This is a genomic window from Nocardiopsis sp. Huas11, assembly GCF_003634495.1.
Lineage (GTDB): Bacteria > Actinomycetota > Actinomycetes > Streptosporangiales > Streptosporangiaceae > Nocardiopsis.
The window spans coordinates 5,554,341-5,581,205 of sequence record NZ_RBKY01000001.1; the positions used below are offsets into that span (position 1 = coordinate 5,554,341).

16 protein-coding genes are annotated in these 26,865 nt (G+C 75.8%); 12 read left to right on the forward strand and 4 right to left on the reverse strand.

The features are described from left to right. Positions 1 to 55: 55 nt before the first annotated feature. Both DFP74_RS25150 and DFP74_RS25155 read left to right on the forward strand, forming a co-directional pair. Positions 56 to 1,267, forward strand: coding sequence for an MFS transporter (locus tag DFP74_RS25150; RefSeq protein WP_121185352.1), 1,212 nt, complete (start codon positions 56 to 58; stop codon positions 1,265 to 1,267). 38 nt (positions 1,268 to 1,305) lie between these two features. Next, positions 1,306 to 1,653 carry a MerR family transcriptional regulator gene (locus DFP74_RS25155; protein ID WP_121188502.1) on the forward strand — a complete coding sequence of 116 codons (348 nt, stop codon included), beginning with the start codon at positions 1,306 to 1,308 and terminating at the stop codon, positions 1,651 to 1,653. Positions 1,654 to 1,751: 98 nt separating this feature from the next. On the opposite strand, the gene DFP74_RS25160 is transcribed toward DFP74_RS25155, so the two are convergent. Further along, positions 1,752 to 2,699 carry a hypothetical protein gene (locus DFP74_RS25160; protein WP_121185354.1) on the reverse strand — a complete coding sequence of 316 codons (948 nt, stop codon included), beginning with the start codon at positions 2,697 to 2,699 and terminating at the stop codon, positions 1,752 to 1,754. Positions 2,700 to 2,917: 218 nt separating this feature from the next. Here DFP74_RS25160 and DFP74_RS25165 point away from each other — a divergent pair, with 218 nt between their 5' ends. The 9 genes from DFP74_RS25165 (at position 2,918) to DFP74_RS25205 (ending at position 21,838) form a co-directional block, all read left to right on the forward strand. Continuing rightward, entirely contained in the window at positions 2,918 to 7,057 is a 4,140-nt protein-coding gene (locus DFP74_RS25165; RefSeq protein ID WP_121185356.1) for a non-ribosomal peptide synthetase, read from the forward strand. Further along, a complete protein-coding gene (locus DFP74_RS25170) occupies positions 7,054 to 13,875 on the forward strand; it encodes a type I polyketide synthase (protein ID WP_121185358.1) in 6,822 nt (2,273 codons plus the stop codon). The genes DFP74_RS25165 and DFP74_RS25170 overlap by 4 nt, the downstream gene beginning before the upstream one ends. After that, positions 13,872 to 15,404, forward strand: a complete 1,533-nt coding sequence (locus DFP74_RS25175) for an ABC transporter substrate-binding protein (protein WP_233571154.1) — start codon at positions 13,872 to 13,874, stop codon at positions 15,402 to 15,404. The genes DFP74_RS25170 and DFP74_RS25175 overlap by 4 nt, the downstream gene beginning before the upstream one ends. Then, positions 15,404 to 16,363, forward strand: coding sequence for an ABC transporter permease (locus tag DFP74_RS25180; protein ID WP_121185360.1), 960 nt, complete (start codon positions 15,404 to 15,406; stop codon positions 16,361 to 16,363). Before DFP74_RS25175 ends, DFP74_RS25180 begins: the two co-directional genes overlap by 1 nt. Further along, positions 16,360 to 17,154 (forward strand): ABC transporter permease subunit, encoded by a 795-nt coding sequence (locus tag DFP74_RS25185; RefSeq protein ID WP_121185362.1) that lies wholly within the window; start codon positions 16,360 to 16,362, stop codon positions 17,152 to 17,154. The genes DFP74_RS25180 and DFP74_RS25185 overlap by 4 nt, the downstream gene beginning before the upstream one ends. After that, positions 17,151 to 18,638, forward strand: a complete 1,488-nt coding sequence (locus DFP74_RS35080) for an ABC transporter ATP-binding protein (protein ID WP_121185364.1) — start codon at positions 17,151 to 17,153, stop codon at positions 18,636 to 18,638. Before DFP74_RS25185 ends, DFP74_RS35080 begins: the two co-directional genes overlap by 4 nt. Continuing rightward, the gene (locus tag DFP74_RS25195) at positions 18,625 to 19,968 is read left to right on the forward strand and encodes a class I SAM-dependent methyltransferase (protein WP_121185366.1); all 1,344 of its coding nucleotides are present in this window, start codon (positions 18,625 to 18,627) and stop codon (positions 19,966 to 19,968) included. The genes DFP74_RS35080 and DFP74_RS25195 overlap by 14 nt, the downstream gene beginning before the upstream one ends. Beyond that, on the forward strand, positions 19,965 to 21,134 hold the full coding sequence (locus DFP74_RS25200) for a class I SAM-dependent methyltransferase (protein WP_121185368.1): 1,170 nt from the start codon (positions 19,965 to 19,967) through the stop codon (positions 21,132 to 21,134). The genes DFP74_RS25195 and DFP74_RS25200 overlap by 4 nt, the downstream gene beginning before the upstream one ends. Before the next feature lie 320 nt (positions 21,135 to 21,454). After that, on the forward strand, positions 21,455 to 21,838 hold the full coding sequence (locus DFP74_RS25205) for a hypothetical protein (RefSeq protein ID WP_121185370.1): 384 nt from the start codon (positions 21,455 to 21,457) through the stop codon (positions 21,836 to 21,838). Positions 21,839 to 21,947: 109 nt separating this feature from the next. Here DFP74_RS25205 and DFP74_RS25210 read toward each other — a convergent pair whose 3' ends face one another. Next, positions 21,948 to 22,892 (reverse strand): NAD(P)/FAD-dependent oxidoreductase, encoded by a 945-nt coding sequence (locus DFP74_RS25210; protein WP_121185372.1) that lies wholly within the window; start codon positions 22,890 to 22,892, stop codon positions 21,948 to 21,950. A 79-nt stretch (positions 22,893 to 22,971) separates the two neighbouring features. Here DFP74_RS25210 and DFP74_RS25215 point away from each other — a divergent pair, with 79 nt between their 5' ends. Further along, complete coding sequence (locus DFP74_RS25215; protein ID WP_121185374.1) at positions 22,972 to 23,709, forward strand: thioesterase II family protein; 738 nt, start codon at positions 22,972 to 22,974, stop codon at positions 23,707 to 23,709. Positions 23,710 to 23,788: 79 nt separating this feature from the next. On the opposite strand, the gene DFP74_RS25220 is transcribed toward DFP74_RS25215, so the two are convergent. Together DFP74_RS25220 and DFP74_RS25225 are read right to left on the reverse strand one after the other, a co-directional pair. Further along, positions 23,789 to 24,862, reverse strand: coding sequence for a saccharopine dehydrogenase NADP-binding domain-containing protein (locus DFP74_RS25220; RefSeq protein WP_121185376.1), 1,074 nt, complete (start codon positions 24,860 to 24,862; stop codon positions 23,789 to 23,791). After that, positions 24,859 to 26,856, reverse strand: coding sequence for a condensation domain-containing protein (locus DFP74_RS25225; RefSeq protein WP_121185378.1), 1,998 nt, complete (start codon positions 26,854 to 26,856; stop codon positions 24,859 to 24,861). Before DFP74_RS25225 ends, DFP74_RS25220 begins: the two co-directional genes overlap by 4 nt. Positions 26,857 to 26,865: the final 9 nt, after the last annotated feature.

Below are 26,865 nucleotides of genomic sequence, written 5' to 3' on the forward strand. Positions count from 1 at the left end.
TGCCCGTGGCCGGTGTCCCGGGCCGTTCCACCGGCCCCGACCCGCAGGGATCCCCATGACAAGCCGACCGCCGCTCTGGCTGCTCATCCTCTTCCTCGTCCTCCTGGCCACCGCGACCGACGAGTTCGTCATCGCGGGCGTGCTGCCCCTGATCGCCGCCGACCTGGGGGTATCCGTCGCCGCCACCGGCCAGCTGGTCACGGTGTTCGCCCTGGTCTACGCCCTGGGCGCGCCCACGATGGCCGTGGCCTGCGAACGCCTGCCCCGGCGCGCGGTGATGGTGGGCGGCCTGGCCGTCTTCGTCGCGGCGAACGTCGTCGCGGCCCTCGCGCCCGACTACTGGACGCTGCTGGGCACCCGCGCCGTGGCCGCGCTGGCGGCGGCCGTGGTCACCGCCGCCGCCTTCGCCACCGCGGCGGCCGGCGCCCCGCGCGGCCACGAGGGCCGCTACCTCTCCGTCGTCACCGCGGGCATGACGGTCGCCCTGATCACCGGCGTGCCCCTGGGCGCGTGGATCGGCGGCCTGGCGGGGTGGCGTGCCACGTTCCTGGTCATCGCGGGCGTCGGCCTGATCGCCGCGCTGGGCCTTCTGGCCAGTGCCCCGAAGGTGCCCGGGGCCGCGCCCGCTCCCCTGCGCGCGCGGCTCGCGCCGCTGGCGAACCGGGCGGTGCTGCGCTGCGTCCTGGTGACCTTCCTCGCCGGCGGGGGCGGGCTGATGTTCTACAGCTACCTGTCGGTGTACGCCGCCCGTGTCTCCTCCGACTCCTCCGCGCTGCTCACGGCGCTGCTGGCCGTGGTCGGCGTCGCCGGTCTGGCCGGCGCCCTGCTCAGCGGCCGGTGGTCGGACTCGATGGGGCCGCAGCGAGCCCTGGCCGCGGTGGTCGGCGGACACGCGCTGGCGCTCGGCCTGCTCGCGGCCCTGGTGTTCACCGGCCTCGGCCACACGGTCCTGCTGGGGGCGCTGATCGCCCTGTGGGCCGTGTTCGCCTGGGGTCTGACACCGCCGGTGCAGGGCAGTGTCCTGGCGGCCGCGGGCCCGGCGACCGGGATGACGGCGCTGGCGCTGAACATCGCGGCGCTCTATCTGGGCGCGGGGGCGGGCGGCGCGCTCGGCGGGCTCGTCATCGGCACCGTGGGAGTGGCGCTGCTGCCGGTGGCGGCGACCTCGCTGATGCTGGCGTCGTTCCTGCTCACCATCGGCCCGGCACGGGCGAACCCGCCCGCCGGTCGGCGGCCGGGCGCACCGGACCGGACGGCCGCCGGCTGAGCAGGACCGACCCCGTGCCGGAGATGTACCGTACGAGGATGAGGATCGGAGAGCTGTCCGAGCGCACCGGCGCCAGCCGCCGGTCGCTCCGGTACTACGAGCAGCAGGGCCTGCTGGAGTCACGCCGCACGGACCTGGGCTGGCGGGAGTACGACGACGAGGCCGTGGTGCGGGTGCGCAACATCCGTGAGCTGTTCGCCTCCGGACTCACGGTCGCCGACCTCCAGCTGGTCGCCCCGTGTCTGGGGCAGCGGATCGACCCGGAGTACTGCCACCGGACCCTGGAGATCTACCGTCGGCGGCTGGACCGGCTGGAGACGCAGATCTCGACGCTGTCCGGCCACCGCGACCGGCTCGCGGCCCGTCTGGGCGAGGGCCCCGAGTAGGCCCCGACGGGTCGGCGGGACCGACGGGCTCGGCGCCCCGGACCCCGAGCGTCCCGACCTGTGCGGGGAGCCGGCCCGAAGGCGGTGGAGGATCCCGGTCAGCTCTGCTGGTACTCCACGGCGGCCAGACCGCACGGCGCGTGCAGGAACACGTAGTAGGCGCCCTCGGCGTCGTACAGGTCGGCGCCGCCGACCAGGGCGAGGTAGTCCATCGCCCTGCCGCATCCCGGGCAGACGGGGTAGGACGGGTCGTCGATCCAGTCGGGGCACCCACCGAGGGTGGAGCCCCCGCGGTCCCAGGCACTGGCCATGAACGGCGTGGGCCGGCGCGCTCCCGGGACGAAGGCGACCAGCGGTGGCTCCTCGGGCCTGTCCACGGGGAGGATCGGTGGACGCACGGTGTGCGCGGACCAACCCGCCTTCCCCTCGGCGGCGACCTCGGTGTAGACGGTGCCGTAGCAGGAGCACAGGTGGCAGGTGAGCACGCGCAGCCTGCCGCGCCAACCGGTGTGGGCGAGGGCGTCGGCGGCCTTCGGGTCGGCGGTGTCCAGGTCCAGCACGGCCCACAGCGGGCTCGCGCACCGCGGGCAGGCCTCATCGGCCCGTTCTCCGTCCGGCCCCGGCACGAAGCGGTAGGCGCCGGTACCGCACAGCTCACGGATTCCGTTCGGAGCGAGTTCCCAACCGCCGTCGCGGGTCAGTGCCGCCACGCCCCGCCGGTAGGGGTCGAAGTGCGGGCCGAGCGGCGGTGACTGCGCCCAACGGCGGAACGCCTCCTCGACGACGGGGCCGCGCGTCTGCGCCAGCACGTGGGCCAGCACAGCCGTCCCTTCGTCGGTGCCCGAGTCGATCTCGGCCACCACCTGACGCTGGAAGTCATCGTCGGCGCCCCGGTAGAGCACGTGCAGGCGCCAGAACACTCCCGCGTCCAGGAGCCGCGGGAGGTAGGGGGCCATCGCGGCGGGATCCGCCGCCGCGTGGTCGACCAGTGCGTCGATCACGCTCTCGTCGCCGGACTCCACCCGTGCCACCAGGTCCTCGATCATGCAGGGACGGTATCCCAGCCCGGCACGCGAACGGCGGCCGGGCGAGGGCTTCCTCGTGTGCGGCTCCGGCCGTGCGGCCGGCCGTCGTCGTCGATCCACGAACATCCCGGGCATCTGTGGACACATGAGTTGAAAATGATTACCATTATCGCGATGTGCGCACGGCGGACCCCACCCGTGCCCACGTCCCCACACCGCGCCCCGACGGATGGAGATCCATGCGTGAGGTATCCGCCCTGCCCGCGTCCACCCCGGTCACGGAGATCGCCGCGATCATCGCCGAAGTCCTCGACCTGGACACGGCGGACGTCGATCCGGGCACGTCCCTCACCTCCCTCGGCCTGGAGTCCTTCACCGCGGTCCGCCTGCGCCGCCGCCTGCGCGAGGACCTGGACCTGGACCTGCCGCTGACCGCCTTCCTCGGCGGTGCCACCGCCGCCACCGTCGCGGCCGGGGTGGCCGATCCCGACGGCGAGGCGTCCTTCCCCCTCACCCCCCTGCAGACCGCCTACTGGATCGGCCGCGACCCGGCCTTCCCCCTGGGCGGAGTGGCGACCTTCTACTACCGCGAGTACGACCGCCATCCCAAGGCCGACGACCCCGAGGCGGACGTCGAGCGCCTGGCCGCCGCCTGGAACCGCCTGGTGGCCCGCCACCCCATGCTCCGCATGGTCGTGGACCGCGACGGGCGCCAACGGATCCTGCCCGAGGTCGACGAGTACCGGATCGCCCGCACCGACCTGCGCGCGGCCGCGCCCCAGGACGCCGAGAACGCGCTCGACGAACTGCGCCGGGCGCGCTCGCACCAGACCCGGCCGACCGACCGCTGGCCCCTGTTCGACATCCACGCCATCCTGCTGCCCGACGGCCGCACCCGCATCCAGCTCGGCGTCGACGTCCTGGCCCTCGACCTCGCCGGATGGATGCAGGTCCTGGCCGAGTGGGGCACGCTCTTCGAGGACCCGGACGCGGAGCTGCCCCAGGCCCGGGCCACCTTCGCCGAGGTCCTGCGCCGCAGGAACGAGGACCCGGCCGAACGACAGCGGCGCGAGCTCGACCTGGAGTACTGGCGCGCTCGCGCGGCCACCCTGCCCGACGGCCCGCGCCTGCCCTGGAGCACCGACCTCGCCGAGATCCACGGCCACCGGTTCACCCGCCACACCGAGCGCCTCTCCCCCGAGGTGTGGCAGGAGCTGCGCGCCCGCGCGGCCGCGGAGGGGCTCAGCCCGACGGGCCTGCTGCTGGCGGCGTTCGGGCTGACGCTGGCCCGCTGGGGCGCGGCGGAGCCGTTCACGCTCAACACCACGCTCTTCGACCGCCCCGACGAACCCGACCTGCGCCACCTCGTCGGCGACTTCACCTCGACCCTGCTCGTCCAGATGCCGCCGGGCCGCCCGGAGTCCGGCTTCCTCGCGTTCGCCAAGCAGGTGAACCAGCGCTTCTGGACCGACCTCGAACACCGGTCGGTCTCCGGGGTCGAGGTCCTGCGCGAGGCGGGCGCCGGGGGCGGCACCGACCTGACGCCCACCCACCCGGTCGTCTTCACCAGCGGCATCGGGCTGTCCGAGCCCGGCGAGTCTCCGGCGGGTTGGCTCGGCGAGGAGGTCTTCGGGATCTCCCAGACCCCCCAGGTCGCCCTGGACCACATCGTGCACGAGGAGGGCGGTGCGCTGCGGATCTGCTGGGACACCGTCGAGGACTCCCTGCCGCCCGGGTTCGCGCCCGGGATGGCGGCCGCGCACGCCCTGCTCCTGCGCCGGCTCGCCGACTCGCCGCGGGCATGGACCGATCCGGCCCTGGCCTGGGATCCCTCCTTCCTTCCCCCGGAACCCCTGGACCGGTGCCCCTTCGAGGACGCGGGCCCGCTGCTGAACGACCCGCTGCGCGCGGCCGCCGACCGCGCCCCCGGTCTGCCCGCGCTGGTCGACTCCGCGCACGCGGTGACGCACGGCGAGCTGGCGGAGCGGGTCGCCCGCACGGGAGCCCTGCTGAACGGCGCCGGCGTCGGGGCCCGGGACCTCGTGGCGGTCTGTCTGGACAAGGGCGTGGACCAGGTGGCCGCGCTGCTCGGGGTCATGGCCTCGGGCGCCGGCTACGTGCCGGTCGAGCCCTCCTGGCCCGCCGAGCGGATCGCGTCGGTGTGCGCCCAGGCGGGGGTGCGCCGTGCCCTGGTCGCCGCCGGGAGCACCGTCGTCTGGCCCGCCGGGGTGGCCGTCCACGAGACCGCCCCCACCGGAGAGCTCTCCCCCGTGCCCGAGGTGGCTGAGGCGTCCGGCGGCGACGGGCCGCGGCGGCCCGCGGCGGACGACCTCGCCTATGTCATCTTCACGTCCGGCTCCACCGGCCGCCCGAAGGGCGTGGCGATCGAGCACCGGGCCGCCCGCACGACGATCGACGACCTCATCGACCGCTTCCCGGTGGGCCCGGACGACCGGATGCTGGCGCTGTCGGCGTTCAGCTTCGACCTGTCGGTGCACGACGTCTTCGGCGTCATGGGCACGGGCGCGGCCCTGGTCCTGCCCGACGCCGAACGCCAGCGCGACCCGGGGCACTGGCTGGAGCTGATGGCCCGCCACCGCGTCACGCTGTGGAACACCGCGCCCGCGCTGATGGAGATGCTCGTCGAGTACGCGGAGATCGACCCGGACCTGGCGCGCACCGCTCTGGCGGACCTGCGCCTGGTCTTCCTGTCCGCCGACTGGATCCCGGTGACGCTGCCCGACCGGCTGCGCGCCCTCGCCCCCCACGCCCAGGTGGTGAGCCTGGGCGGCGCGACGGAGGGCTCCATCTGGTCGATCTGCTACCCCGTGGAGGAGGTGGACCCGGGCTGGCCCAGCATCCCCTACGGCCGTGCGCTGCGCGGCCAGAGCTTCCACATCATCGACGCCGCGACCGGCGCGCCGAGTCCCGTGGGCGTGCCCGGGGAGCTCTTCATCGGCGGCGACGGCCTGGCGCGCGGGTACATCGGCGACCCGGCCCAGACCGCCGAGCGCTTCATCGACCACCCCGTGCTCGGTCGGCTCTACCACACCGGCGACATGGGGCGCTGGCGCGCGGACGGCAACATCGAGTTCCTGGGGCGCCTGGACCGGCAGGTGAAGATCCGCGGCCACCGGATCGAGCTCGGCGAGGTGGAGTCCGCCCTGGACCGGGTCCCGGGCGTGCGCCACGCCGTGGCCATGTCGATGCGCGGGCCGGACGACCGGCCGCGCCTGGTCGCCTTCCTCATCGAGAGCGAGACCTCCCCGGCCCCCGAGGACGAACGCCTGATCGGTCTGCTCCGCGAACGGGTGCCCGACTACATGGTGCCGAGCCGGATCGTGCGCATGGCGCGGTTCCCGGTGACGGACAACGGCAAGATCGACTACAAGGCGCTGGAGAACCCCTACGCGCGTCCTCGGAACGGCGCGCGGACGACGGGGGACGAGGCTCCCTTGGAGCGGGGCCGCACACCCGCACCGCCGGAACACGCGTCCGGCGCGGACCGCGTTCCCGCCGCGGAGCACGCTCCCGCGCCGGAGCGGACCGGGATCGGCTCACCCCCGGACACGGGACTGGACGGTCTGGTCCGCCAGGCCCTCGCCTCGGGCCTGGCCGTGTCGCTGCGCGTGGGCGCGGGGGATCTCACGCCCGCGCGGGCGCTCACGGCGTCGGGCGCGTGGACCGCAGCGGTGGAGGAGACGGCGCTGCCGGGAGTGGCCACCGCCCACCGGCTCTGCGCCGACGGGCTCGTGGAGATCGACCTCCTCCCCGCCGGTGCCGCCTCCGACGGCACCGCCCACAACGGCACCGGGCCCGCTGCGGCCGCAGGCGCGCCCGCGTCCGGTCTCACGGCGGCCCCCGCTCCCCCGGCCCCAGTGGCCGACGCCGCGCAGGCTTCCTCGTCCGTCGCCGGGACCGCCCCCGGGCACCCCGCCGGGACGCGGCCCGCGCCACGCGGGGAGCACCGCGACCCGGAGGCCGAACGGATCGTGACCCGCGTCCTCGGCGAACTCCTCCAGACCGACATCGACCCCACCACCCCCTTCTTCCGCCTGGGAGCCACCTCGCTGACCCTCGTCCTGGCCCACCGCCGACTGGTCGAGGAACTCGACCCCGCGCTGTCCGTCGTCGACCTGTTCACCCACCCCACCGCACGCGGTCTCGCCGAACACGTCGCCGCGGGCCGTGCCCCGTCCGAGCCCGCCGACACCGCCGGACTCACCGGCCCCCTGGCGGCCGGCGCTCCCGCCGCCGAAGCGGGACCGCCGGCGCCGACACCGGGCGGCCCGCCCGCCTCCTTCGTCCCCGCCGCCCCCTCCTCCCGCGCCGAGGCCCGCCTCCGGGCCCGTGCCGCCGCCACGGAGGTGGCCCGATGAGCTCCCCCCTCCCCGATCCCGCGACCGCGATCGCCGTCACCGGACTGGCCTGCCGCTTCCCCGGAGCGCCCGACGCCGCGTCCTTCTGGGACCTGCTCGCCGGTGAACGCGAGGGGCTGACCCGCCTCACCGACGCCCAGCTCACCGACATGGGCGTGCGTCCCGCGGTGCTGCGCGACCCCGCCTACGTCCCGGTCGCCGGGATCATCGACGGCCAGGACCTGTTCGACCCCGACCCCTTCGGCCTCACCGACGCCGAGGCCGCGCTGCTCGACCCCCAACAGCGGCTCTTCCTCGAATGCGCCTGGCGGGCGCTGGAGGAGGCGGGCCACGGCGGCGGCACCGGGGCGGGCTCGGTCGGCGTGTTCGCCGGAGCCGCGCAGAGCGCCTACCTCGCGGCCAACCTCGCCGACCGCTGGGACTCCGCGGGGGCCGGCGACGACCCCGTCGGCACCCTGCAGACCGCGATCGCGACCCAGACCGACTACCTGCCCGCCCAGACCGCCTACCGCCTCGACCTCACCGGTCCCGCCGTGGCGGTCAACACCGCCTGCTCGACCTCGCTGGTCGCGGTGCACACGGCGGCGCAGTCCCTGCTCAACGGCGAGTGCGACACCGCGCTGGCCGGCGGCGTGTCCCTGATCGTGCCGCAGGGCCGCGGCTACCTGTACACGCCCGACGGCATCTACTCCCGGGACGGCACCGTGCGCCCCTTCTCCTCGGAGGGATCCGGCGTGGTCTACACGCAGGGGGCGGGCGTAGTCGTCCTGCGGCGGCTGGCCGACGCCCAGCGCGACGGCGACCCGGTGCTGGCGGTGCTGCACGGGTCGGCGGTCAACAACGACGGCGCGGCCAAGGCGGGCTTCACCGCGCCCTCCATGCGCGGCCAGGCACGGGTCCTGGTCGAGGCGCTGGCGGTCGCCGGCGCCGACCCCCGCCAGATCGGCTACGTCGAGGCGCACGGCACCGGCACCCGGCTCGGCGACCCGATCGAGACGGCCGCGCTCAAGCGGGTCTACGGCGAGTCCGGTCCGTCCTGGTGCGGGCTCGGATCGGTCAAGAGCAACATCGGCCACACCAACTCGGCGGCGGGCATCGCCTCGTTCATCAAGACGGTGCTCGCCCTGCACCATCGCACGCTGCCCGCCTCGCTGCACGCCGAACCCGTCAACGAACTGCTCGGGCTGGAGCGGTCCCCCTTCGAGGTCGTCACCCGCACCCGGCCGTGGGAGGGGCCCGAACTCGCGGGAGTCAGCTCCTTCGGGATCGGCGGTACCAACGCCCACGCCATCGTCGGCCCGGCGCCCGAGCGCGCCCCGGCCGCCCCTGACCCGCGCCCCCAGCTCCTGCCCGTGGCCGCGCACACCCGCGCGGCGCTGACCGCGACCGCGGCCGACCTCGCGCACGGCGCCGAGGCCCTCGGGAGCGGCCCGCGGAGCGCCGAAGGCACCGGGGCCACGGAGACCACGGCGGCCTCGGCGGCCACCGGGGCCACGGCAGCCGTCGACCCCGCCGACCTGGCGTACGCCCTCCAGACCGGACGGGCCCACCCCACGGCGTACCGCATGGCCGCGGTCGCCGCCGAGGGCCGGGTCGCCGAGGCGCTGCGCGCCGCCGTGCCGGTCCACGCCTCGGGCGCGAGCGCCCGCGTCGTCTTCGCCTTTCCCGGCGGTGGCAGCCAGCACGCCGGCATGGGCGCCGAGCTCTATGATCACGAACCCGTGTTCGCGCGCTGCGTCGACGAGTGCGCCGAGCTGTTCCTGCCGCTGCTGGGCGCCGACATCCGCGACGTGGTGATCGGGCCCGGCGGGACCGCCGACCGCGCGCGCGACGCCGCCGTCGGCCTGCCCGCCCTGTTCGCCGTCTCCCTGGCCACCGCCCGGCTCCTGGAGTCGTGGGGCGTGCGCCCCGACGCGGTGCTCGGCCACAGCCTCGGCGAGTACCCGGCCGCCGTGGTCTGCGGCGCGCTCGGCCTCGCCGACGCCGTCCGCCTGGTCGCGGTCCGTTCCACCGCCGTCGCCAAGAGCGCGGGCGAGGGAACGATGCTCTCGGTCCCCCTCGGGGAGGAGGACACCGCCGCGCTCCTGACCCGCCACCCCGACGTGGACCTGGCCGTCGTCAACGCGCCGGACGCCTGTGTGGTGTCCGGACCGCGCGCGGCCGTGGCCGCCGTCGACGCCGAACTGTCCGCGCAGGGACACACGTGCACGACCGTGCACGTGGACGTGGCCGCGCACTCCCGGTTGGTGGAGCCGGCCATGGACCACGTGCGCGACGCCGCGCGCGGCCTGTCCGTCGCAGCACCGGCGGTGCCGATCGTCTCCACCGTCACGGGGGAGACGGTCTCCCACGCCCTGGGCACCGCCGACCACTGGGTGGACCAGCTGCGCGGAACGGTCCGCTTCGACCGGGCCCTGCGCACCGCGGTCGGCGACCGGCCCACGGTACTGGTCCAGGTCGGCCCCGGGGCGGCCCTGGCCTCCCTGGCCCGCCGCAACGGCCTCCCCGAGCTGACCGGCGCCCTGACCACGCTCGCGACGGAATCCGGGGAGTCCGACGGGGTGGCCGTGCGCGCCGCCCTGGGGGCGCTGTGGGCGCACGGGGCCGAGGTGGACTTCGCCGCGCTGCACACCGGCGCGCGGCACAGGGTCGCGGCCCCGGGCTACGCGTTCCAGCGGCGCCGGCTGTGGGTGGACCCGCCCGAGCGCACGCACGCGGCCCTGGGGGAGGTCCCCGACGCCGACGACCCGCTGCAGGTCCCGGTGTGGTCGCAGACTCCGCCGCTGGACCCCGCGCCCCTGGCCGGCCGCCGGCTGCTGGTCGGCACCGCCACCACGGAAGGCTCCGACGCCGCTCAGGGCACCGGAGAGTCCTCCGACGCGGCCGCCCTGCGTTCGGCGCTCATCGAGGCCGGCGCCACCGTCGTCGGGCTCGGCGAGCAGGAGGAGGGGCCGTTCGACGGCGCGGTCGTACTGCTGGACACCGACCCCGACCGGCGCCACGACCCGGACGCCGTCACCGAACAGGTGCTGGCCCACGCCGGCACCGCCCGCGCCCTGACCGCCCTGGACCCGCCGCTGCCGGTGGTCCTGCAGGTCGGCCGGTCGATCGAGCGCGTGGAGAGCGCCGACCCCGCTCACCCGGCCGGCGCGACCGCGCGCGTGCTCCCCCGCGTCCTGGCCCAGGAGACACCGGGCCTGGCGTGGCGCACGCTCGACCTCGGCGCACGCGTCCGGATCGGTCCGGCGGTCATCGCCGAACTCGCCGATCTGCTGCGCACAGGGACCGGCGGGACCGAGGCCGCCGTCCGCGGCGCCACCCGGTGGGTCCGCGGTGTCGTCCCCTGGCGCCCCAGCGAGATCCACGCCTCCCCGAGCCCGACCGAGGCTCCGGACCGACCCTTCGACCGGCGACCGGTCGCGCTCATCACCGGCGGGCTGGGCGACGTCGGTCTCACGACGGCGGCGCACCTGTCCGCGCGCGGTATGCGGGTCGTGGTCACCTCCCGGGCCGCGGTCGCGCCCTCCCCCGAACCGGGCAGCCGCGACGAGGACCGGGCACGGGCGCTGCGCACCCTCGCCGAGCGGGGCACCCCGGTCGAGGTGCGCGCGGTCGACGCCGCGGACACCCGCGCCATGACGTCCCTGCTCACCGAACTCGCCGACCCCGGCGGCCCCGGTCTGGACCTCGTGGTCCACGCCGCGGGCGTCGTGGCCACGGCGGACCTGGCCCCGCTGCGGTCGGTGACCGCCGAGCACGTCACCGGACACGTCCACTCCAAGGTCCGGGGCGCTCTCGCCCTGCGCGCGGCGGTGGCCGCGCTGGAGCCCGACCGGCGGCCCTCCACCGTGGTGTTGATGTCCTCGGCGGGCACCCTCGTCGGCGGGGTCGGCATGGGCCCCTACTGCGCCTCGAACGCGTTCCTGGACACGCTGGCGACCGAGGCCGAGGCCGACGACGACCACACGCGCTGGATCAGCGTGGTCTGGGACGCCTGGCGGGTGGGACCCCTCGGCGCCGACCGGGTCGTCAACCTCGGCTTCGCGCTCGACGCCGCCACCGGCATGGGCGCGCTGGACCGGCTCCTGGCGGCCCGCGACACCGGCACCGCCCCGCCCGTGGTCGCGGTGTCGACCACCGACCTGCGCACGCGGATGGCCGAGGCGTCCCGCCCCGTCCAGATCCCCGGCGCGGGCACGGAGTCGGACGGACCGGCCGACGAACTCGATCCGGTCGAGCGGATCCTGGCGGACCTGTGGAGCGACCTGTTCGGCGTCCCCGTGCGGTCGGCCGACGCGGACTTCTTCGCGCTCGGCGGCCACTCCCTGCTCGCCACGCGCATGCTCATGGCCCTGCGCCGCCGGTTCGGTGTCGAGCTGGGCCTGCGCGACGTCCTGGCCGAACCCACGCTGGGCGCGATCGCGGCACTGGTCGGCGGCCGGGCCGCGGGCCCCGAGCCGGAGCGCGCACACGCTCCGCTCCCTGCCCCGGCGCACGCCCCGCACGGCTCCGCCATCCCGATGACGCGGGTCCAGCACGCCTACTGGGTCGGCCGGGACGGCGGCTACGAACTGGGCGATCTGGCCTGCCGCTTCTACCTCGAATACGACTGCGCCGACCTGGACGTCGCGCGCTACGAGGCCGCGTGGAACCGGGTGATCGGCCGGCACGCCATGCTCCGCGCCGTCGCCACCGCCCAGGGCACCTTCACGGTGCTCGACCGGCTGCCCCGCTACCGCGTCCGCGTCCACGACCTGTCGACGCGGCCGCCCGAGCGTCGCGAGGCGCGGCTCTCCCGCCTGCGCGAGCGCGTGGCGCGGGAGTCCGGACCCGCCGACCAGTGGCCGCTGTTCCAGGTGCAGGCCGTCCGCCTGCCCGAGGGGCGCACCCGGCTGCTCATCGGCGTGGACGTGCTGATCTGCGACGCCGCGAGCTACTGGATCATCGACCGGGAGATCCAGTACTTCTACGAGAACCCCGAAGGCGACCTGCCCGAACCCGGCGTGGACTTCGCCACCTGCGTCGCCGCGATCGACGCGGGCCGGGGTTCGGCCGAATGGGAGCGCGCCGCCCGGTACTGGCGCGACCGCGGTGCGCTGCCCGGCGCTCCGGAGCTGCCGGTCACGCGCGCGGCTGGCGGCCAGCGGTTCGAGCGCCGCACCGCGCGGCTGGACCCTGCGGATTGGAACGCCCTGCGGGAGCGGGCCGCGCGTCACGGGGTGACGCCGACCGCCGTCCTGCTCACCGCCTACGCGGAGACCCTGGCCGCGTGGTCGGGCCGGGACCGCTTCGCCCTGACCCTCACCCTGTTCGACCGTCCCGACGTGCACCCCGACGTCAACGACGTGGTCGGGGACTTCACCTCGCTGCTCCTGCACGAGGTGGACCTGGCCGACGCCCCCTTCGCCGACCGGGTCCGCGCGGTGCACCGGCGGCTCTTCCAGGACCTGGACCACCGCGCGTTCTCCGCGCTGGACCTGCTGTCCGAGCAGGCCGCCCGCACGGGCCGGATCGCCTCGGTCCCGGTGGTGTTCACCAGCGCGGTCGGCCTGGAGGACGCCCTGTCCTTCGACCACGACCTCCAGTGGGCGGGCACCCAGGTGCACGCCCTGAGCCAGACCCCGCAGACGGTCCTGGACCACCAGGTCCTCGTCCAGCGCGGCGCGCTGCTCCTGCAGTGGGACGCTTTGGAACCCGCGCTGCCCGCGGGGGAGGTGGACCGCGCCTTCGCCGACCACGTGGACCGGGTCCGGCGGCTGGCCACGCAGGACTGGACCGCCGAGGACCACGGGAGCGACGCCGCCGGCGACGAACCGGCCGTGACCGTGACCGCCGAGGTCGCGGACACGTACGCCCAGGACGAGGACTCCGACCACCCTCCGGTGTGCGAGGACGCCCTCCTCCCGCTCCGCACCGGCACCGGCGACCGCACCCTGTTCCTCCTGCACCCCTCCGGCGGCGACGTGCTGTGCTACACCGCGCTCGCCAGGGCCCTGGACCCGCGTGTGGGCGTCGAGGCGATCACCGACCCCGGCCTCGTGGGCGGCACCGGGCCGGACACCATGGCCGGCCTGGCCCGCCACCACCTCGCGCTCGTCCGCCGCCGCCAACCGCACGGCCCCTACCTGCTGGGCGGCTGGTCCATGGGCGGCGACCTCGCCCAGGAGATGGCCTGCCTACTCCACGAACAGGGCGAGACCGTGGACCTGCTGGTGCTGTTGGACTCCAACGACCCGACCCACATCACCAACGTGGACCTGCACGACCCGCAGGACGCCGAGGGCGAGACGCTCGCCCGCCACCTGGCCGCGCTGGAGGGCTACCTCGGCATCGACCTGGGCATCGGCGACGGCGCCGAGCGGGCCGCGTTCATCGCCGCCGAGCCCGGCGAGCGGTGGGCCCTGGCCGAGGACCGGCTGCGCGAGCACGGCCTGCTCGGCGGCGGGGGCGAGGTCCTGCGGGAACGGGTCGGCGTCTTCGACCGGCACATGCGCGCCCTGGCCGCCTTCGAGCCGCGTCGGCTCGCGGCCGAACGGACCGCCTCGCTCGTGGTGCGGGCCGACCTGACCGCGCCGCGCAACTCCGGCATCGGCATGGGCGTGGACGACACCCCGCCCGGACTCGCCGACCTCGGCTGGGGCCGGCACCTGGCCGCGCCCCCGAGCGTGGCGGGTCTGCGGGCCGACCACTACTCCCTGATGCGGCCGCCCGCCGTCGCACGGCTCGCCGACCTGGTGAACGAAGCGCTGCTCCCCCACATCGACCCGGGCCACGACGGCTCCCGGTGCATCCCCCGAGACACAAGAGGACACCTGTGAACACACCGCACACCCTCCGGCGCCCGGCACCGGCGGCTCTGCTCCTGAGCGCCGCCCTGCTGGCCGTCACCGCCTGCTCCGGAACCGATCCGGCCGCGCAGGCGGACGCCGACGGCGCCACCCTGCGCTACGCCGCCACCGGTTCGCCCTCGACCGCGACCCACGACCCGCACGGCGGCGTGGGCAACGAGTCCGACTCCCTGCGCTTCGGCCTGCTCTACGACGTCCTGGCCGTGCCCGGTGAGGAGGGCGCCACCGAGCTGCGCCTGGCCGAGTCGATCGAGCCCGCCGACGAGGACCTCGTCGAGTGGACCCTCACCCTGCGCTCGGACGCCGTCTTCAGTGACGGCTCCCCCGTACGCGCGGCCGACGTGCTCTACTCGCTGCGCCGCATCGAGGACAAGGCGGCCGAGAACTTCGGCCGCCTGGGCATGTTCGACTTCACGGCCTCGGAGGCGGTCGACGACCACACCCTGACGATCGTCGCGCACGGGCCCTACGCCGACGTGCCGCGCGCCCTGGAGGCGGTCACCTTCGTCGTCCCCGAGGGCACCGAGGACTTCAGTGAGCCCGTCCCCGGCTCCGGGCCCTTCGTCTTCGCCGAGGGCGACGCCGAGAACGCCGTCCTGGAGCGCAACGACGACTGGTGGGGCCCGACCCCGCCGCTCGACCGCGTCGAAATCTCGGCGATCGCCGACCCGCAGGCCCGTGCCCAGGCCGTCGGCTCCGGCCAGGCCGACGTGGGCAGCAGCGTCGACCCCGCGTCCGTGGCCGAGGCCGAGGAGCAGGGCCTGCAGGTCGTCCAGCGGCCGGACGTGACGATGTACCCGTTCGTCATGCGGCTGGACACCCCGCCCTTCGACGATCCCGACGTACGCGAGGCCTTCCGGCTCGCGGCCGACCGCGACCAGCTCGTCGAGACGGTGTTCCTGGGGTACGGGCAGGTCGGCGACGACCTCATCGCCCCGGCCGATCCGGCGAGTCCGCGGACCGACGGACGCGAACGCGACGTCGAGCGGGCCCGCGAGCTGCTGGCCGACGCCGGGCACGAGGACGGGCTGGAGGTGGTCCTGCACACGACCACCTCCTATCCGGGCATGGACACCGCGGCCACGCTCTACGCCGAGCAGTTGGCCGAGGTCGGTGTGGACGTCGAGATCTCGATGGATCCGCCGGACACCTACTGGACCGACGTCTTCGCGCAGGAGTCCTTCTACACCGGCTTCTACGGCGGCATCCCCTTCACCGACATCGCGACGGTCGCGCTGCTGAGCGACGCGCCGACCAACGAGACGGCCTGGGAGCGCCCGGAGTGGGACGCGGCGTTCGACGAGGCGCTGGCCACCGCCGACGCCCAGGAGCGCGACGGGATCCTCGGCGACCTGATGCTGGAGGTGCGCGACGAGGGCGGCTACGTGGTGTGGGGGACCGGCGACGGCATCGACCTCGCGGCCGAGAACGTCGCCGACCTGCCCGACGGTCCCGGGTTCGACAAGCTGTTCATCGACCAGGTGCGGCTGACCGACTGATGCGCACGTCCCTTCGGCGTTCGCGGGCCACGCGCGCGCTCACCCGCGTTCTGCGCGCCGGCGCCGTACTGGCGGCGGTCTCGGTCGCGGTGTTCGCGGTGAGCGACCTGCTGCCCTCGGACGCCGTCGCGGTGCGCGCCGGCGCGGGAGCGACCGCCGACCAGCTCGACGCGATGCGGGCGGCGGCGGGACTGGACGCGCCCGTCCACGAACGCTACGTGCGGTGGCTGGGCGGCCTGTTGACCGGGGACGCCGGAACGTCCCTGGTCAACGACCGGCCGGTGGCGGCGCTGGTCGGCGCCCGGCTTCCCGCCACGCTCACGCTGGCCGGAGCCGCGCTGGTCGTGGCCGTGCCGCTGACCGCGGTGCTCGCCTGGGCGGCCGGAGCGGCTCCGCCCCGGGCGCGCGGCTGGGCGGCGGGCGCCGTGGCCGGCCTGGCCGCCGTGCCGCAGCCGGCGTTCGTCGCCGGGCTCGTCGCGGTGTTCTCCGTGGCCTTGGGCGTGCTGCCCCCGGTCTCGCTCGTGCGGGCCGGCGGCTCCCCTCTGGACGAGCCGGCGCTGCTGGTCCTGCCGGCACTCGCGCTGGCCGTGCCGATCGCCGCCTACGGCGCCGGACTGCTCGGCGGAGCGCTCGCCGACACCCGGGCGCTCCCGCACGTACGGGACGCGGACCTGCGCGGGGTGCCCCGGTGGCGGATCGCCACGCGCCACGTGGCGCCGTTCCTGCTCGCCCCGGCGCTGCGGGTGCTGGCCGTGTCGTCGGGGGCGCTCGTGGCGGCCACGGCCGTGGTGGAGACGATGTTCGGCTACCAGGGGCTCGGCGAGCTCCTGGTCAGCGCGATCGCGACCCGCGACGTCCCCGTCGTCCAGGCCGTGGCCCTGTCGGCGGCGGCGGTCGTCGTCGCCGGTGGCGCCGCGGCGGACGCGGCGGCGGCCCTGACCGAACCGGTGCGGGCATGAGGGGCTCGGTGGGCGCGGCCGCGCTCGTGGTCCTGGCCCTGGCCGTGTTCGGCGGCGCCCTGGCACCGCACGACCCGTCCTCGACCGTCGCCGCCCCGTGGCTGGCGCCGGGCGGCGCGCACCTGCTGGGCACCGACGCGGCCGGTCGTGACGTGTGGTCCCGGACGCTGGCCGGCGGGCGGGGCATCGTGGCGATCTCCGTGCTGGCCGCCGTGACCGCCGGGGCCGCCGGGACGCTGGGCGGACTGGTGGCCGGGTGGTACGAGGGCTGGCCGGACCGGCTCCTGTCGGGGGCCGCCGACCTCCTGCTCGGCGTGCCGCTGCTGCTGATCGCCCTCGTGCTGGCGGTCGTGCTCCCGGCCCCGGCCGCCGTCGTGGCCGGCACGGTCTGCGGCGGCGCCCCGCTGACCCTGCGGGTGGTGCGCGACGCCGTGCGCCGCGCGCGCCGGACCGGGTACGTGGAAGCGGCGCTCGGTCGCGGCGAACGCACACCGGTCCTGCTGCTCCGCGAGGTGCTGCCCGGCCTGTCCGGGGTGGTCACCGCCGACCTGGGCCTGCGCTTCGTGGTGGCCCTGCAGTTGGCGGCGGCGCTCGGCATGCTGGGGCTGGGCGCGCAGCCCCCGGCCCCCGACTGGGGCCTGATGCTGCGCGAGAACCTGTCAGGGGCCGCGCTCAACCCGCCGGCCCTGGTCGCCCCCGCCACCGCGCTGACCGTCACCGCCCTGGTCGCCGCCGCGGTCGCGCGGGGAACGGCCGAGCACCGGGTCCGGCTCCGGGAGCCCGCGTCATGACCACGACTCCGATCCTGTGCGTGAGCGACCTGACCGTGGCCGCGGCGGACGGGACCGTCCTGGTGGACGGCTTCTCGCTGACGGCTCGGCCGGGCGAGACCGTCGCCCTGACCGGGCCCTCCGGCTGCGGCAAGTCCACGGCGGTGCTCGGGATCCTCGACGCCCTGACACCCGGGACGGCGCGCGTGCGCGGCTCGGTGCGGTGGCGGGGCGCCGAGATCCGGCCCGGACACGCGGCCCGGCGCTGGCGGCGCCGGCACACGGGCGTGCTGACCCAGGACCCGGTCCAGGGGCTCAATCCGCTGTGCACCGTCGAGACCGCCGTGCGCGAAGGGGGCGGCGCCCGCACCCCGCTGACGCCCCTGTTGGCGTCGCTGGGGCTGGACGCCGAGGACGTCCTGCGGCGCCGCACCCACACCCTGTCCGGCGGCCAGGCCCAGCGGGTGGCGCTGGCCAGAGCGGTGCTGTCCGACCCCGCGCTGCTCGTCCTGGACGAGCCGACCAGCGGGCTCGACGCCGCCGCGGTCGCCCTGGTGGCGCGCGAGATCGGCCGAAGGCGTGCGCGGGGCGGCCTCACCCTGGTCGTCTCGCACGATCCCGTGTTCACCGCGTCCGTCGCCGACAGGATCATCGCCTTCGACCCGCCGCATCCCGTCGAGCGCGCGGCACCGGTCACCCCCCGACCGTTCGGGGCGCCGGCCACCGCGCCCGGTCGGGCCCGGGCCGTCGCCCGGCCCGTGCGCGGCGCACCCGCGGCGGCCGGCGCCGACCCCGTCCTGCGGCTGGCGGGCGTGGCCGTGGGCCATCCGGGCCGCCCGGTCCTGGACGAGGTCTCCCTGGACCTGCGGCCCGGGGAACTGGTGGCCGTCACGGGCCCCTCCGGGTCGGGCAAGAGCACCCTGCTCCGTGCCGTCGCGGGCCTGCACGCGCCCGCCCGCGGCCGGATCCTGCTCCACGGCACGCCCCTGGCACCGAACGTGGGCCGCCGCGACCCCGCCGGCCTGCGCGGCGTGCAGTTCGTGGCCCAGGACCCGGCCGGCGCGCTCAACCACGCGCACACCGCGGGCGCGGCCGTGGCCCGCCCGTCGCACGTCCTGCGCTCACTGCCCGGCGCCGCCGCGCGGGCCGAGGCCGCCGCCCTGCTCGCCCGGGTCGGACTCGACCCCGCCGTCGGCCACCGGACACCGGGGGCCCTCTCCGGCGGCCAGCGCCAGCGCGTGGCCCTGGCGCGTGCCCTGGCCGCCGGGCCGGACGTCCTACTGGCGGACGAGATCACCTCCGCCCTGGACCCCGCCGCGACCACGGCGGTCCTGGACCTGCTCAGCGACCTGTGCCGCACCGGCCTCGCGGTCCTGGTCGCCACGCACGAACCCGGGGTCGCGGCCCGCGCCGACCGGATCCTGACCGTCGAGGGGCGCACCCTGCGCCTTCAGCCACCACCCGCCGAACACCGTCGAACGGAGACCACCCATGCCAGGCCCTGAACCACGGCCCGACCAGGACGACCTGCCCGCACTGGCCGCCGAGGCGCTGGCCGAGCACCCGTGGATCGCCCAGGCCCGAGTGCTTGACGGCGTCGTGCGGATCCGCCCGCGCGCCGACGCCCTCGCCTCCCGGCCCCAGGTGGGCTCGCTGGTGTCGGAGTACCTCGACCACTGGAGCGAGCTGTACGACTGGACCTACGAGAAGGCCGAGGGCCGGCACGCCGGCGACCTGGACCTGTCCGGCTGGCGCGCCTCCGACACCGGCGAGCCGCTGCCCGTCGACCACATGGGCGAGTGGGTCGACCGCACGGTCGACCTGGTCCTGGAGACGCGCCCGGAGCTGGTCCTGGAACTGGGCTGCGGCACCGGTCTGCTGGCCCACCGCCTGCACGGCCGGGTGGGCGGCTACGTCGGCACGGACGTGGCCCCCACCGCCGTGGCGGCCCTCACCGCCGCCGGGCTCCCGGGCGCCGCGTTCGTCCGCGCCGCCGCGCACGAGGCGACCGCCGCGCCGGTGGCCGAGGCCCTGGAACGCGTGGCGGGCGCGGGGGCGCGCCCCGACTGCGTCCTGCTGAACTCCGTCACCCAGTGCTTTCCCGACCTGGGCTATCTGCGGGCCGTCCTGCTGGACGCGATCGCCCTGGTCCGGCCGGGCGGCACGGTCGTGGTCGGCGACAACCGGCATTCGGGCCTGCTCGCGGAGTACGGCGGCTGGGTCGAGCGCGCCGCCGACCCCGCCGCCTCGGATGCCGAGATCGCACGCCGGGTCGCCCGCCGCGGCGAACGCGACGACGAACTGCTCTTCGACCCCGCCTGTCTGGCGGAGATCGCCGCCGCGTCGCCGCGGGAGGTGCGGCTGAGCGTGCGGGCCAAGACCATGGACGCCGACACCGAGCTGACCCGGTACCGGTTCGACGCGGTGTTGCGGGTGGAGGCGGCCGATCCCCCGGTCGTGCCCCGAACGGTGGAGTGGACCGGCGGCGAGGAGCTGGAGCGGGTGCTCGCCCAGGGCCCGGTGCGCGTCACGGGCATCCCCCACGCGCTGCTCGTGTCCGCCCCGGGCGCGCGCACCCCTGCCGACCTGCGGCGCGACCTGGCCGGTTCGGACGCGTGCGTGGGCCTGGACCCCGCCGACCCGCGCACGCTCGAGGTCCACGCCCCCGCGTCGGCGGCCTTCCGGCCCGTGCGCGAGCTCCTGGGCCGACCACGCGCGCACGAGCCGTTCCACGCGTTCGTCGAACGCCGGCTGGGCGAGGCCGCCCGCGCCCACCTGCGTCGGCACCGCCCCGAGGCGCGCGGGGTCCGCGTCGCCGTCGAGGCGGCCTCGTGACCGCGGCCGTGGACCTGGCGGCCCGGATCCGGGCGGCCGCCGACCGGGCCGTGGCGGACGTGGACGTGGCCCGCCTGCCGGGGTTCCTGAACGCCATCGACGAGGTCGCCCTGCTCGCGATGGCGTGGGCGCTGCGCGGCGGCGGACTGTTCCGGGACGGGTCGGCGCACACCGAGGCGGAGATCGCCGCCGCCACCGGTACCGCCGACCGGCACCGCTGGATCCTGCGGCGGTGGCTGGACGTGCTGTCCCGGCACGGCCTGCTGCACGGCGACGGCACGCGGTTCACCCGCACGCGCGCGGTGGGACGCCGTGAGCTGCGCGAGGCCGCCCGCGCCCTGACCGCGGCCGGCGACGGGCTGGGCTATCCCGCCGCCATGGTGGACTTCCTCCAACGCGCCTTCGCCCAGCTGCCCGCGCTCCTGCGCGACGAGGTCTCCGTGCAGGCGCTGCTGTTCGCGGACGGCGAGGCCGACACCGCGGACGGGGCCTACCGGGAGAACACGGTCAACCGCTACGTCAACGCCGCGGCCGCCGAGGCGGCCCGGTGGGCGGCCGAGCGGCGTCCCGCGGGGGCGCCCGTCCGTGTCCTGGAGATCGGCGCGGGCGTGGGCGGCACCACCACGGACCTGCTCGGTGCGCTCGTGGACGTGCCGGTGGACTACGTGTTCACCGACGTGTCCCCGTACTTCCTGGATCTGGGCCGGGAACGCTTCGGCGAGCGCCCGGGCACGCGGTTCGCGCTCCTGGACGCCAACGCCGCGCCCCTCGGGGAGGGCGTGGTCGAGCCGGGCACGCGCGACCTGGTGGTCGCGGCGAACGTGCTGCACAACGCCCACTCCGTCGACGCGTGCCTGCGGGGCGTGCGTGAGCTGCTGGCCCCGGGCGGGCTGCTGCTGTGCGTGGACACCTGCCGCGAGCTCCCGCAGATCCTCGCGTCCATGCAGTTCCTGATGTCGCCGCGCAAGGGTGGGCTCGGCCCCGGAGCGCACGACTTCCGGGCCGGAACCGACCGCGTCTTCTTGTCCCGGCCGGAGTGGGAGGACGCGCTACGGGGCGCGGGGCTGACTCCCCTGGCGTCGGCGCCGGGCCCGGAACACCCGCTCGACGCGGTCTCGGTGACGCTCTTCGCCGCCCGGCGCGAGGGCCGGGAGGGAGCCGGATAGGGTGGCGCTCGACCGGGGGCCCGGGCGGCCCCCACCCCCCACTCCAGCCCACGCGCCACAGCGAAGGGACACAGCCATGGGACGCCATGGGACGGCCGTTCGTGGCCGACTCCACCGACTTCCAGACGACGGCACCGCACCGACGCCGCTGGCGGAGGGCCTGGCCGCGCACGAGGCGGGCGCGCCCGCACGGCTCCCTGAGGGCTCGTCCTCGTGGGGAAGGACTGCCTTCCACTACCTCTGACCTGGGGGTTTCCGCACTTCCACGCAAGGGCAGGCCTGTAGCGTTCGGTGTTCGAATAACTACAGAAGGTAAGAGCATGCGGATTCTTCAGGGTGCCGGGGCTGCGGCCTGCGCGGCGGTCCTCGCGATGGCACCGGTCCAGGCCGCCCAGGCGGGCGAACCGGTCTGCGAGCAGGTCGCCAGCGCCAGGGACTCCACGGGCGCCACGCTGTGGATCGAGACCTGCGACCCGTACGCCGTTCGCGCGGGCGGCGAGAACCTCGCACCCGGTGCCACGGTCGTGCTCCGGGAAGCGGGCAAGGGCATGTACCTGGCCGAGGCGACCGTGGCCGAGGGCGAGGACTGGGCCGTCACGGAGTACTGGTCCGGATACGTGGGCTACGGCGAGGACCGGCCCTACGGCCATGTCGCCACGGTGGACATCGGCGACGGGAACGAGCTCATCCTGCGCGACTTCTGAACCCGGGGCCGACCGTCCCGCCTCCCCCACGCGATCCGCAGCGGGGGAGGCGGCCGGGGCCCCGGCGCCCGTGGTCCAGGGGCGCGAACCCGGCCCCTGGGGCGTGTTCCTAGCCCTGCCGCTCCGCTTCTTGCGCCGCGCGTTCGAGGTCGGCGCGGAACAGGCCGCCGTCCATCCACACCGCGGCCCTGACCCCGTCGGCGGCGCCGAGGACGACCAGCGTGGTGGCCACTGGCATGCCCGGCAGCTTGGCGGTGTCCCCCGCCGCCGCGACGCCGGGGACGGTGGTCTGGCCGATCTCGTCGACCCGGACCGTACCGTCGTCGAGGATCTCGCACCCCAGCTCGGCGGCCAGCAGCGCGTGCTGCCGGGTCGGTGCCTTGTGGAAGAGGGCCTGGCGGGTGAGCGCGCGGCCGTCGGAGAACTCGACCGTCACCTCGTCCAGCTCGCCCGTGACCCGGGCCACCGGCGTCGTGTCCACCTTGACCCCGCGCGCGGCCAGGTGCCCGGCGACCTCCTCCGGCAGTTCCTCGACCCCGTGCGTGCACAGCACGACGTCGGTGCTGAACCGGTCGGCGAGGTAGCCGGCGAGCATCGCCTCGGCCGGCTCCGCGCTGATCACCGCGAGGCTCTTGCCGGAGACCTCCCACCCGTGGCAGTAGGGGCAGTGGAAGACGCACGAGCCGAACCGCTCCGCCAGCCCGGGGATGTCGTAGGGCTCGTCCACCTGTCCGGTGGCCAGGACCACGCGGCGGGCCCGTTCCTTGGCGCCGTCGGCCAGAGTGATCTCGAAGTCGTCGATCGCCCCGCCCGCGGCCACCACGGTCCCCTGGCGCACCTCGACCGAGGGGTAGGCGGCCAGTTCCGAGCGCCCGATCTCCAGGAGCGCGGCCGGGTCGAAGCCGTCCCGACTGAGCATCATGTGCATCTCGTCCGCGGGCGCGTTGCGCGGGCTGCCGCCGTCCACGACGAGCGTCCTGCGGTGCTGCCGGCCGAACACGAGCGCCGCGCTCAGACCCGCCGGGCCGCCGCCGACCACGATCACGTCGTACACTCCGCCTCCTTATTGATAATGAAAACCGTTACCATCGACATGCTCGCACAACCGAATCCGGAGCGACAGGGAGATACCGATGGAAAACGGATCCACGACGTGGCTTCGGAGCTTCGTCCCGCGACCGGACGCCGAACGCCGCATCGTGTGCCTGCCCCACGGCGGTGGAGGCGCCACGGGCTTTCGGCCCTGGGCCGACGCCCTTCCCGGAACCGAGGTCCTCGCCGTCCAGTACCCGGGACGCGAGGACCGGGTGGGCGACGCGTTCCCGCCGGACCTGTCCGCCATGGCCGCGCTGATCGCCGACGAGCTCGCACCCCTGCTGGACCGGCCCTACGCGCTCTTCGGGCACAGCATGGGCGCCACCGTCGCCCACGAGGTGGCCCACGCCCTGCGTGATCGAGGCGAACCCGAGCCGCTGCGGCTGTTCGCCTCCGGGCGCGAGGCCCCGCACGACGAGGAGGGCGGCAAGGTCCACCTGATGGGCGACGACGACCTGGCCGAGGAGCTGCGGCGGCTGGGCGGCACCGACGCCGAGGTCCTGCGCGCCCCCGAGCTGCGCGCGATGATCCTGGCCTACGTCCGCGAGGACTACCGGCTCATCGAGACCTACCGACCGCGCCGCCGACCGCCGCTCACGTGCCCGGTCAGTGTGTTCCTCGGCGCCGCCGACCCCGACCTGGACCCCGCCCGGGCCTCGCGCTGGGCGGGCGCCACCACGGGGCCCACGGACCTGCGGGTGTTCCCCGGCGACCACTTCTACCTCGTGCCGCACCGCGCCGAGACGCTCGACGCCGTGGCCGACGCCCTCCGGTGAGCCGGCCGACCCGCCGCCGCCCCGGCCCCGCCCGGGGCGTGGGGAGCGCCGGGCGGGACCGGGGAGCGCGGGCGGGTGCTCAGGCCAGGTCGATCTCGTCGACGAGCGGATCGGCGCTCAGCGCGTCGAGCACCGAGCGCGCGTCCAGCACGTCGGCGGCGGCGTGCGCCCCCGCGGGCACCTTCCCCCTGACCAGGGCGTCGACCGTCAGGGCGGCGACCACACCGCTCAGGGCGTAGGACTCCGGCGTGCGCAGGAGCAGCCTGGTCGGTCCGGACCCGCCCCGCTCCCGCGCGCGGGCGTGGAAGAGCAGGGTGTACCAGGAGCCGCCCACCGCCACGTCCCCGTCGGCCGCCGCGACGACCTCCGGCACGTGTGCGTCGAGGTCCCCTCCCGCGTCGATGTCCGCCCACGCGCGGGCGAGTGCCTCGGGGATGCGCTCCGACACGTACACCGTGTAGTTGCGCAGCTCGTCCACGCCCAGGGCCTCGCCCAGCGCCCGCGCCTCGGCGGACAGGAAGGGCACGGCGTGGACCCGGTCGCGAAATCCCGGCAGCACCACACCGCGCAGGGGTGCCAGGGCGTGCTCGACCACGCGGCCGTCCCGCCAGAGCGCCTGGGCGGAGCCGAAGCCCGGCCCCCGCGTCAGCAGGGCGTCGACCGCGGAGAGCGGGCCGATGGCGGTCGCCCCGCCCACGTAGGCGTCCAGGCGCGCGAGCGGCCCGTCCTGCGCCAGCAGCCGCGGCAGCAGGCCCGACAGGCCCGGCATGAGCCCGGCGGAGAAGACCGCCGACCGCCGTGCCAGGGCCTCCGGAGCGTTCTCCCGCAGGGCGGTCATGGCCACCGCGTCGCCCGCCGCGTCCACGTAGTCCGCCCCCGCCGCCACGGCGGCCCGCGCCACGGTGTCCAGGACCCGGTAGGAGGGGCCGGCGCAGTTCACCACGACCGACGTGCCCGCGCAGAACTCCGCCAGGGAGTGCGCGTGCGCCAGATCCACCCGGACCGCCTCGGCCTCGGTGTCCAGGGACTCGGCCACGGCCGCGGCCCGGCCGAGGTCGCGTCCGCCCACGCGCACCGGCCCCAGGCCGTAGCGCGCCAGGCGGTCGGCGGTGACCGCCCCCACCGTCCCCGACCCGCCCAGGACCCCGATCACCGGGCCTCCCCGAGCGCCGCGCGCACGCCCGCGACCGTCGGCGCGTCCAGGAAGTCGCGCACCCCCAGGGTCGCCCCGGTCTCCTTCACCAGCCGGGCGATGGCGCGCACGGCCAGGAGGGAGTCGCCGCCGAGCTGGAAGAAGTCCGTGCCCCGGTCGAGCACGGGCACCTGGAGCACGTCCTCCCAGACCTGCGCGATGAGCCGTTCGGTGTCGTCGCGCGGCGGCCCGGCGGCCTCCTGCCGGCGGGCGGTGTCCAGCCGGCCCAGGCGCAGTCCGTCGTCGCCGCTCCCGCGCGCCTCGGGCAGCGTCACGACCCGGTCCCAGGCGGGCCCGTCCGCGAGCTCCTCGACCAGGCGCACCAGCTCCTGGAAGGCGTCGTCGACCTGCGCCGGGTCGAACAGCTCCTCGACGAGGGAGAAGACGATGGCCATCTCGTCGTTGAGCTCGTAGACCCGCGCCTCCAGCGCGACCTGGGGCGTGCGCAGCTGGTGGTAGAAGTCGCCGAAGGAGATCTCGCCCAGCGGGCCCACCGATGAGGGGTGCCGCGCGCCGATGGCCGCGTCCATGCCCAGGGTGCTCTGGAAGACGATCGGCGCGACCGGCCGGGTGGTGTCGCGCCGCCGGGCCAGTTCACGGGACACCTCCACGCCGGAGACGAGGTTGTGCGCCGCGTGCTCGCCGAAGACGCGCTGCGCCCGGCCCGCGATCTCGGTGAAGGTCGCGTTCTCGGGCAGCTCCATCGGGATCAGCATGGTGGAGGCGAAGGCGCCCACCACCCGGTGGATGTCGGGGTGCAGCGGCAGGCGGTTGAGCTGGAGGGAGTTGAGCAGCAGGTCCCGGTGGCCCGCCCAGCGGGCGAGCACGACGGAGAACGCGGCCAGCAGCGCCGTGGACGGTGTGACGTCGCGGGCGGCGCACGCCTCCTTCAGCGCCGCCCACCGCTCGGTGGACAGGTGGGCCTCCCGCAGCCCCATCAGGGTGGGGCTGACCTCCTTGGGGTCGGTGCGCAGGGGCAGCGCCGGTGGGTCGGGCAGCGCGTCCAGGCGCGACCACCACCAGTCGCGGTCCTCGGCCCAGGCCTGCGTCTGGGGCAGCCGTTGGAGGGCGTCGACGTAGTCCCCGAAGTCGATCTCCAGGGGCGCCAGGGCGGCGTTCCAGTCCGAGGAGAGGGTGAGCAGTTCGCGGTTGAGCACGGTCGCCGACCACCCGTCGAAGACCAGCAGGTTCATCGCCGTGTGCAGCCGTCCCCGGTCACCGGGCAACAGGGAGAGCCGAACGTCCAGCCCCGGACCGCGCGTGGCGTCGGGGCCGCGGGCGGCCATCTCCGCGCGGACGCGGTCGAGGGTGGCCGCGACGTCGGCCTCGGTCTCCTCGCGCAGGTCGTACACGCGCAGTTCGGGGACGGCGCCCGGGGCGTCGGGCGGCAGGACGTACTGGCGGCCCTCGGCGGTGACCCGGGCACGCAGTGTGGGCTGGTGCTCGGCCAGGCGCTCGATGGCGTCGGTGAGCGCGTCGGCGGCCTCCTCCGGGTCGACGCCGGTCAGACCGACGTCGCCGTAGAAGTGGGCGGACTCGTAGGACAGTTCCCAGCCGCCCTGCTGGCCGACGAAGTAGCCCTGTTGCAGCGGCATGAGGGGGAAGGACGCGGTCGGGTCCGCGCGCCGGACCACGTCGATGGGCAGGTCGCGGACCTCACCGGGCGCGGTGGCGCGGCGGCGCACGAGGTCGGCGAGTTCGCCGAAGGTCACCTCCACGGTGACATCGGACAGCGCCAGGACCACGGAGAGGCGCTTGCGCACGAGCGCCGCCATGCGCACGGCCAGGACGGAGTCGCCGCCCAGGCGCAGGAAGCTCGCCTCCGGTGTGATCGCCTCCGGGTCCAGGTCCAGCAGGCTCACCCAGATGTCGGCGAGCTCGGCGTCGACGGAGGCGGAGTCCGGGGCGGGAGTGGAATCCGGCGCGGGGGCGGATGCGGGAGCGGAGGTGGTCAAGGATGGCTC

Excerpts from the sequence above, each read along its gene's own strand:
- DFP74_RS25150 (WP_121185352.1), top strand. The coding sequence starts at position 56 with ATGACAAGCCGACCGCCGCTCTGGCTGCTCATCCTCTTCCTCGTCCTC.
- DFP74_RS25155 (WP_121188502.1), top strand. The coding sequence starts at position 1,306 with ATGAGGATCGGAGAGCTGTCCGAGCGCACCGGCGCCAGCCGCCGGTCG.
- DFP74_RS25160 (WP_121185354.1), bottom strand. The coding sequence starts at position 2,699 with ATGATCGAGGACCTGGTGGCACGGGTGGAGTCCGGCGACGAGAGCGTG.
- DFP74_RS25165 (WP_121185356.1), top strand. The coding sequence starts at position 2,918 with ATGCGTGAGGTATCCGCCCTGCCCGCGTCCACCCCGGTCACGGAGATC.
- DFP74_RS25170 (WP_121185358.1), top strand. The coding sequence starts at position 7,054 with ATGAGCTCCCCCCTCCCCGATCCCGCGACCGCGATCGCCGTCACCGGA.
- DFP74_RS25180 (WP_121185360.1), top strand. The coding sequence starts at position 15,404 with ATGCGCACGTCCCTTCGGCGTTCGCGGGCCACGCGCGCGCTCACCCGC.
- DFP74_RS25185 (WP_121185362.1), top strand. The coding sequence starts at position 16,360 with ATGAGGGGCTCGGTGGGCGCGGCCGCGCTCGTGGTCCTGGCCCTGGCC.
- DFP74_RS35080 (WP_121185364.1), top strand. The coding sequence starts at position 17,151 with ATGACCACGACTCCGATCCTGTGCGTGAGCGACCTGACCGTGGCCGCG.
- DFP74_RS25195 (WP_121185366.1), top strand. The coding sequence starts at position 18,625 with ATGCCAGGCCCTGAACCACGGCCCGACCAGGACGACCTGCCCGCACTG.
- DFP74_RS25205 (WP_121185370.1), top strand. The coding sequence starts at position 21,455 with ATGCGGATTCTTCAGGGTGCCGGGGCTGCGGCCTGCGCGGCGGTCCTC.
- DFP74_RS25215 (WP_121185374.1), top strand. The coding sequence starts at position 22,972 with ATGGAAAACGGATCCACGACGTGGCTTCGGAGCTTCGTCCCGCGACCG.